At 58.7% G+C, this 235-nt stretch carries 1 pseudogene; it reads right to left on the reverse strand.

The window, feature by feature from the left end:
* Positions 1-235: pseudogene (locus Q4563_RS22705) on the reverse strand (homocitrate synthase); the annotation flags it as partial.

Below are 235 nucleotides of genomic sequence, written 5' to 3' on the forward strand. Positions count from 1 at the left end.
ATCCACATCCAGACCCCGTACCGCATCCAGATCCTGATCAAACAAACGGCACCAGGCCAACAGGCGCGACGACAGCCCCAGCTCGGCAATGGCTTGCATCACCTCTCGTTCTTCATCTCCCATCGCCGGAATGCCGATTTCCAGCTCCGGCACACCCATCGCCGACAGATGACTGGCAATGGCCAGTTTTTCATCTGCGGTAAAGGCAACGCCGGCGCTTTGCTCGCCATCACGT

The sequence above is a fragment of the Gilvimarinus sp. 1_MG-2023 genome (assembly GCF_030548285.1).